8 protein-coding genes and 1 pseudogene are annotated in these 5818 nt (G+C 69.0%); 4 read left to right on the forward strand and 5 right to left on the reverse strand.

Going from position 1 to position 5818, the window contains the following annotated elements; translation table 11 throughout:
* A pseudogene (locus tag V6U90_RS32235) lies at positions 1–333 on the reverse strand (hypothetical protein); the annotation flags it as partial.
* A gap of 76 nt (positions 334–409) precedes the next feature.
* On the opposite strand from V6U90_RS32235, the gene V6U90_RS32240 reads away from it, so the two are divergent.
* Together V6U90_RS32240 and V6U90_RS32245 are read left to right on the forward strand one after the other, a co-directional pair.
* Positions 410–817 (forward strand): hypothetical protein, encoded by a 408-nt coding sequence (locus tag V6U90_RS32240; protein WP_334444773.1) that lies wholly within the window; start codon positions 410–412, stop codon positions 815–817.
* 5 nt (positions 818–822) lie between these two features.
* Positions 823–1044 carry a hypothetical protein gene (locus V6U90_RS32245; protein WP_334444775.1) on the forward strand — a complete coding sequence of 74 codons (222 nt, stop codon included), beginning with the start codon at positions 823–825 and terminating at the stop codon, positions 1042–1044.
* 156 nt (positions 1045–1200) lie between these two features.
* On the opposite strand, the gene V6U90_RS32250 is transcribed toward V6U90_RS32245, so the two are convergent.
* The 4 genes from V6U90_RS32250 to V6U90_RS32265 all read right to left on the reverse strand — a co-directional run bounded on the left by V6U90_RS32250 (position 1201) and on the right by V6U90_RS32265 (position 4759).
* Entirely contained in the window at positions 1201–1722 is a 522-nt protein-coding gene (locus V6U90_RS32250) for a hypothetical protein (protein ID WP_334444777.1), read from the reverse strand.
* A 76-nt stretch (positions 1723–1798) separates the two neighbouring features.
* A complete protein-coding gene (locus V6U90_RS32255) occupies positions 1799–2191 on the reverse strand; it encodes a Tn3 family transposase (protein WP_334444783.1) in 393 nt (130 codons plus the stop codon).
* On the reverse strand, positions 2073–3617 hold the full coding sequence (locus V6U90_RS32260; protein WP_334444785.1) for a Tn3 family transposase: 1545 nt from the start codon (positions 3615–3617) through the stop codon (positions 2073–2075). Before V6U90_RS32260 ends, V6U90_RS32255 begins: the two co-directional genes overlap by 119 nt.
* A gap of 77 nt (positions 3618–3694) precedes the next feature.
* Positions 3695–4759: a DUF4158 domain-containing protein gene (locus tag V6U90_RS32265; RefSeq protein WP_334444787.1), complete on the reverse strand. Its 1065-nt coding sequence runs from the start codon at positions 4757–4759 to the stop codon at positions 3695–3697.
* Positions 4760–4861: 102 nt separating this feature from the next.
* Here V6U90_RS32265 and V6U90_RS32270 point away from each other — a divergent pair, with 102 nt between their 5' ends.
* Positions 4862–5119 carry a hypothetical protein gene (locus V6U90_RS32270; protein WP_334444779.1) on the forward strand — a complete coding sequence of 86 codons (258 nt, stop codon included), beginning with the start codon at positions 4862–4864 and terminating at the stop codon, positions 5117–5119.
* Positions 5116–5241 carry a hypothetical protein gene (locus V6U90_RS32275; RefSeq protein WP_334444781.1) on the forward strand — a complete coding sequence of 42 codons (126 nt, stop codon included), beginning with the start codon at positions 5116–5118 and terminating at the stop codon, positions 5239–5241. The genes V6U90_RS32270 and V6U90_RS32275 overlap by 4 nt, the downstream gene beginning before the upstream one ends.
* Positions 5242–5818: the final 577 nt, after the last annotated feature.

The following is a 5818-nucleotide window of genomic DNA, read 5'->3' on the forward strand; positions in this document are numbered from 1 at the left end:
TGGCCGCCTCACGTCTACGCCAAACCGGCTCTGAGCTGCAGGTCTGCCGTACACCACTCTGCCCGACGCAACTTGGATCACCGTGCCCTTGAGCAGCAACTCCGCCCGCAACCACGCATCGATCACATGCGCGAACACATCAATCAGCTGCCCACGAGCCGGCCGCGTCCGAACCAGCGGCGCCACCTCGCCAGCCCCAGCAGCCAGATACTTCTTCACCGTCCGCCAGTTCAGGCCCGTCTCACGAGCGATCTCCGAGACACTCGCACCAGCCTCGTGCAACGCCCGGAACCGACGCACATCCAGCCACCGCTGCTCATCCAACGCCCCCATCGCCCGCCGCCCCACGCCTGCCCGATCACGACCCGAACAGCCTCAACCCCAACCACCTATAGACGACGGACAAACGGTGCGCACCTCTGCAAGATCAGCTGTACGTAGCTCTGCACTCCAGGACGTACCCCGACAACAGGGCGCCGTCGACGCGATCGACGCCGGAGACCTGCGCCAAGCGGCCACCCATGCGGGCCAACTGGGCGGCCTGGCCGCCGGCGTACGCACTGCGGTGGCCCGCGACATGCTCGCCGCCGGCGCCGACTGGTGGCAGATCGGCGAACACCTCGATCTGCATCCGCAGGCCGCCTTCGAGCAGTACGGCGCATACCGGGAAGGACTGGCCGCACCGGCAGAGCAGCGCCCCGGCCTGGCAGTGCTCGTGACCGCGGGCCTGGCCGCCGAGCACGACTGGGACGACGAGTTCGGCATCGACCTGAAGACCTCGGCGCCGACCACAGCCTGTTCGCCGATCCCACCGTGACGTCCGTGCGCGCGGCCGCGCAGCTGCTCGGCGACGACGTGTGGATCGCGGTGCGGCTGCCCGGCGAGTACGAAGGCGACGGCGAAGCCAGCGACGAGCAGGTCATCAAGCAGTGGACCACCGTCGTGCTCGCCGAGGACGAACTGACGTGGCTGCGGGAGGCGTTGCAACTCAACGCCGTCGACGACCAGGCCGAGGCGGACGACGATCTGGATCCACTGGACTGACCACGATCGGCATGTGCCTCTCCGGGGCTGGAAAGGATCCGTACGGAGATTGGCGCTAGCGACGATCTTTGAGTCGGTCGGTGTAGATCCGGTACGCCTTGCGGTCGGCGGAAGAGGCCCCGTCGGTGTCGAGCGGGGCCGCGGCGGCCAGTAGCGCTAGGTGGATCTCAGGCAGCGCGGTGACGTGCAGCTGTGGCCCTGGCCGCGCCGGACCGTGCGGCCTCGGCGCAGGGCGTGCTGCTCGGCTTCGCCGAGGTCGGCGCGGGCGGCGAGGTGGTCTGCGACCTTGCCGGGGATCTCCACGCGGACCGCCTGCGCCACGGGTGCGGCCGGCGCGGGCCGTTCGGGCTGGTTAGGGAGCAAGTCGGCTAGAGCGGTGCGGATCGCGCCGCGGCTGACGCGGTGGTCGCGGGCGAGGGCGGCGATGCTCGACCCGTCGCGGTATGCCTGACGGATCTGCTCGGTGACGCCGAGCTCGACGTGCCGGGCGCGCCGTCCGGAGACGCTGCCGGCGGCCCAGGCTGCGGCCAGCCCGTCACGGGTGAGTTCGTTCTGTAGGTCGCGCTGGAACTGCCCGACCGATACGACGATGTTGACGAGCATGGTGGTGGTCGCGTCGGTGGCGGCCAGGTCGGTGATGCTCGACAGCTGTAGGTGCTCGGTCAGGGCCAGGCCCATCCGGTCGCGCAGATCCTGGTGTAGGTCATCGAGTTCGCCTGTGTCATCGTGCTCTTTCCGTGGTCGTCAGGTGGTCTCAGCTGAGGGGAGCTTCGTCGTCGGGTGTGACAGCGGCCTGGTCGGCCGTCAGGGTGATCCGCCGGCGCATGTCGAGTTTCACCTCGCCGTAGGGGGAGATGTTCGACCAGAACAACGGGTTGAGCCCGCGCTCGTCCTCGGTCGTAAGCGCGACCAGGCCCTCTCCGAGCACGTCCTGGATCATCAGCGTGTTCAGGTAGCCGATCGACGCCTGCAACGCGCGCAGGCACAGCACCGACAGCTCCTGCTGGTCGCGCTTGTTGCCAGGGATGTCACCGCCCTTGCCGTAGAAGATCACCGAGTTGCCGTAGTTCCACGACTCGGCCACGTTCAGCCCCGAGTTGATCTCCCGCTGGAGCTCGCGGTCGCGCAGGTACCGGCAGGCGAAGATGGTGCGCTGCACCCGGCCGAGCCTCCTGCATCGCCTGGAACGTGTCGTTCATGGCGTTGGCGCTGTGGAAGCGGCGCATGATGGCGGCGGTCGACGCGGTCTTGTTCTTGATCGAGATCGCGTATTTGATCATGTGGTCGTACTCGCGGGCGATCAGGTCCCAGTCGATGGCCCGGTTCATTATCGCCGGGGCCAGGCCCGGATACCGGGCGATCCAGCCCCGGGCGGGCGGGTACAGGCGCAGGTGGTTGATCCTTTTGATGCGTGGCAGCAGGTCGAAGCCGAGCAGCCGGGTGAGCCCGAACCCGATCAGCGACTGGCCGTGGGTGTCGACGTAGTTGGAGCGCACATCCATGTCGGAGCCGTGGTGCATCGCCCCGTCGATCATCGCGGCCACCTCGGAGGCGGTGCAGTGGATCAGCTGGGAGTGGATGACGACGCTCTTGCGCTCGACGTGCCAGTAGATCAGCACGCCGCGGGAGCGGTAGCGCGAGTGCCACTCGGTGAACACGTTCTGGTCCCACGCCCCGAAGTGCGTGGAGTCCGACGCGACCGCGGTGGATCCGCCGCCCCAGATTCGCTGGCGGACCCGGAACGTCGCGTTGGCGACGTCGATCGCTAACGCTTGCACCAGCTCTGGGGTCAGGTAGCGGTGCGCGGCGTAGTACAGCTGCTTCTCGCTGTGCCCGTGCGCGCCGGCGTCGGCGACCGCGCGTACGCCGGTGTTGGTGCCGTAGGCGTACAGGCACAGCAGCAGCCGGTGCAGAAAGTCCTCGTCCACGGCGTCTTTGTCGGTCAGGGAGGCGATGGTGGAGCGGCAGTTGGAACGCAGTACCGCCTCTTTCAGCGCGTCGATCAGCGGCACCATGCCCCACCGCTGCACGATGACCTGCTTGAGCAGGGTCAGGTTCTGCGGCTCGGCCACCGCATCCAGCGGCGTCAGCTTGATCGCCCCGTCTTTGCCGCGCGGGGCGATCTCCAGGAAGTCCAGGCTCGGCAGAGCATCCTCGAGCGCGCCGAGTTCCGTCTCGTGTTCGGCGCGGATGGCGGCGATGAACTCCGTCGCATCCAGCGGCTTGGCCAGGGCGGCGTAGTGCTCGGTGCGCCGTTCGGCGAAGTCCGGTTGCAGGTCCTCGTCGGGGTTGCGGAACTCCTCGGCGCCGACGACCCACACGCCCTTGCAGTTGAGCTGGTCGCACAGCGCGTCCAGGGTGCGCAGCTCGTACAGCGACCGCACCACCCGCTTGCGGCCGCCCTGCGCCGTGCGAAACACCAACTGCTCCCACGGCCCGGACAGGCCGCGATGCCACGGCACCGTCTCCCCGTCCGGGTAGTACGGGCTGGCCGTTTCCGCCGCGTGCCGCCGCACCACGGCCAGGGTTTCCAGCACCGGCTGGTGAGAGTTCTCGCACCGGAACTCCAGCACCTGCAACAGCCGGATCAGCCCCTGCCGGTAGTGCCGCGAGTACGCCTGCTGGTAGCTGGAATGCCACCGCTGCTGGATCACCGTCCGGCTCGACGCGTACTCCTTTTGGCCAGGTTCTGCAGGTTGTCCTCGCCCACCACCGGGTAGACCACCTGTCGCACCGTGTCGTCCGGGCGGCGCAGCGCCGCGTCGGCGACCTTCAGCAGCAGCGACTCCTTGCTCGCCACCCGCGTGAACTGGTTGACCATCTCCCGGGCGACCTTCTTCTCCGCCCGCAGCCCGATCCGGCGTACCGCGCCGACGAGCAGCCGCACCAGCTGATCGGTGATCTCCTGCTGCCGGTTGACCAGCAGGGCGGCCAGCATCGCCGCCCGCAGCGGCTCAGGATGACGGCGCATATGACTCGGCGACTCGATCATCGCCTGGTTGCGCCACTCCGCCACGACCTTCGGCGCCACCTCCCCGAGCAGCTTCGCCGGCAGCGCGAACGAGCGGATCGTCTCCAGCTTGTCCACCTCGTCGTGCATCGTGGGCAGGCTGATGTCGCCGGTCGACGACTTCAGCCAGCGCAGCAGGCTCGGGTCCTCGTCTGCCTCAGCGTCGGTGTCCAGGTCATGGACCTCGACCAGGCCCAGCAGCCGGGCCAGCGTTCCCGCGTCCAGCCGACCCGCCACCCGGGCGGCCACCGCGTCGGCAGCCCGCGCGAGCGAGGCGTTGACGATCCGATCGGTACGTCCCGACGTCGGCGGCTCCAGCTGCCGCGTACGGCACTCGGCCAGGAACTGCTCCCGCACCAGCTCGGGCCTGCGCACCCGCTGGGCGTAGCCGCCGGCCAGCCAGTCGGTCAGCTTCGCCGCGTCGTCGACGGTGAACTCCCGGAACCCGAAGAACCGGCGGATCTCGGCCCGATGGCGTTTGATGGTGGGCCCGTCCCAGTCGTAAAGACCGAGGTCAGCGGCGGGCATCTTCACCTGCGCCGCGACGAACTCCACCGCGTCCTGCTTCACCTCGGCCCGTCCACGAGGGAACCGGCCGTACCGGCCGTAGAACTTCAGCAACACCGCGAACCCGAGCCGAGTCGCGCCACGCTTCGTCGCCAGCAGGTCGGTCTCCGACTCCAGCAGCGTCCAATGCTCAACCAGATCAGAGAAATTCTCCGGAAGCCCAGTCTACAGACGGACATCATCCCGGCCGAACCGGACCCAAGGCCATCCCTCAATCAGAGATCAACTAAATGATCCCCGGTGACACGAGCGTTAGGAAACCCCCAACGGGACACCGCCCGGACCGCACTCGCGGAGGCGACCGAGGCCCGCCGCGACGCCGAGGCCGAGCTGCGCGGCGCCCTCGCCGCCCTGACCGAGGTACGCCGCCAGGTCGAGCAGCTCCACACCGACCGGCGGACCGCCGAGCAGGCCGCCGCCGACGCCCGCGCCGACGCCGCCCGACTCCAGGCCCAGCTCGACCAGGTCCACACCGGCCGGGCGGGTGAGCAGCGGTGACCAACCCGGACGACCTGATCGACCTGCTGATCGACTACGACGTGTCCGGCTGGCTGCTCTACCGGCTGCCCGACGGCCGCGCCCTGCGCGTCGACGTCGACGTGCGGCACCCGCTGCGTTGATGCGTGGACATTGAGGGCGGCGACCAGCACGACAACCTCACCACCGACCAGTGGAGAGGACCACGACGTCGCCTCGTGGTGCGCGCCGTCAAGTGCGCTCGGGTCCGCGACCACGCGGCCAAGGTCGCTCCGGCGCGACCCACCGCGGTCTGGCCGGAGCAAGTTGGAGAAAAAGAGGTTCTTTTAGTTCACAGGCGACACGCGCTGCACGGCCTCGTGCGGGAAGGTGTCGACCCGGACCGGCACTACGCGCACCTGGTCGTGCTCGACGTGCCGGTGACGCTGCGCGCGTTGACCCCGGGGTCGGCTCCCGGGAAGTCCTGCGCCGCATGGCCCAGAAGCCAACCAGGTAGCGGCCTCGTTCGAGACTTTCGAGACGCGCCTACGCACACGCGCGCGAGGCCGGGCCGTGGGTGGTTCCGCACGTGCGGACCACAAAACGCGGGCGCGACCGCGCCGCAGCCGTCACCGCGGCCTCCGGTGCCCGCTGTCCGTCCGGAACCGGAAACTTCGGGGGGGCCGGGTTTCTGGAGTTTCTGGAGTCGCGCCCTGCGCGCGGGCGCGCGAGGAACCGAGG

The organism is Micromonospora sp. CPCC 206060, from assembly GCF_036906895.1.
Taxonomy (GTDB): Bacteria; Actinomycetota; Actinomycetes; order Mycobacteriales; family Micromonosporaceae; genus Micromonospora.

What these genes read in the sequence shown, in the direction of transcription:
- V6U90_RS32250 (WP_334444777.1), bottom strand. Translation starts at nt 1,722, where the DNA reads ATGGGCCTGGCCCTGACCGAGCACCTACAGCTGTCGAGCATCACCGAC.